Annotated in this window: 1 protein-coding gene; it reads left to right on the top strand. The window is 65.2% G+C overall.

Going from position 1 to position 998, the window contains the following annotated elements:
- Nucleotides 1-998, top strand: a 998-nt coding sequence (locus tag Mrose_RS18435; RefSeq protein WP_147371740.1) for an RNA-guided endonuclease InsQ/TnpB family protein, incomplete at both ends; no start/stop codon positions are given.

The raw sequence follows: 998 nt of genomic DNA, 5'->3' as shown, positions 1-998 counted from the left end.
CTGATACCCCATGCGAGTACAGCCGAGAAGCTCTCCCGCACGGTGAACCAGTTTGCCAACGCCTGTAACTACGCCCTTCAGGTAGCCCGCAGGGACAACGTTTGGAACAAGTTCGCCCTCCAACGTGCGGTCTACCGGGAGCTTCGGGAGCGCTTCGGCCTCAGCGCCAACCTTGCGGTGCGGGCCATCGCCCGCGTGGGCAAGCGCAAGGGGCACAAGGTGGGGGGCTTCAAGGCCACCTCGGTGGATTACGACCAGCGCACCCTGTCGGTCAACGTGGACACTGAGACCGTCAGCCTCTCCACCGTGGACGGGCGAGTGAAAGTGCCCATGCGCATCGCCGGGTATCAGCGCCACTTGCTCCGCAGCGCCAAGAGCATTCAGGGCGGGCAGTTGGTCCGGGGCCGGGACTCCTGGTACGTCCACCTGTGGTGCGAGTACGACGACCCGCCCGCCATTGCCCCAAACGGCTTTCTCGGGGTTGACCTCGGCATCGTGAATATCGCCACCGATTCGGACGGGGAAGCCTACTCGGGCAAGCACCTGAACTCGGTGCGCCACCGCCACCGTCGCCTTCGCAAGAAGCTGCAAAAGAAGGGCACCCCATCGGCCAAGCGTCGCCTGCGGAGACTTTCGGGCAAGGAGCGGCGCTTTGCCAACGACGTCAACCACCGCATCAGCAAAAGCATCGTGGCCAAGGCTCAACGCACCGGGCGTGGTATTGCCCTCGAAGACCTCCAGGGCCTCCGCGAGCGGGTACGGCTTCGCAAGCCCCAGAGGGCCACGCTGCATAGCTGGGCGTTCCATGACCTGGGCCAGAAGCTTCGGTACAAAGCCGAATGGGCCGGAGTACCGCTGGTCTGGGTCAATCCACGCAACACCTCGCGGGAGTGCCCGGCCTGCGGGCACACCGAGCGGGCCAACCGTCCCACGCAGGCGCTCTTTCGCTGTGTGGTCTGCGGGTGCTCTGGGCCTGCGGACTACTTCGCGGCGGTCAA

The organism is Calidithermus roseus, from assembly GCF_003574095.1.
GTDB classification, from domain to species: domain Bacteria; phylum Deinococcota; class Deinococci; order Deinococcales; family Thermaceae; genus Calidithermus; species Calidithermus roseus.
This window is presented reverse-complemented; position numbering and strand designations above follow the sequence as displayed.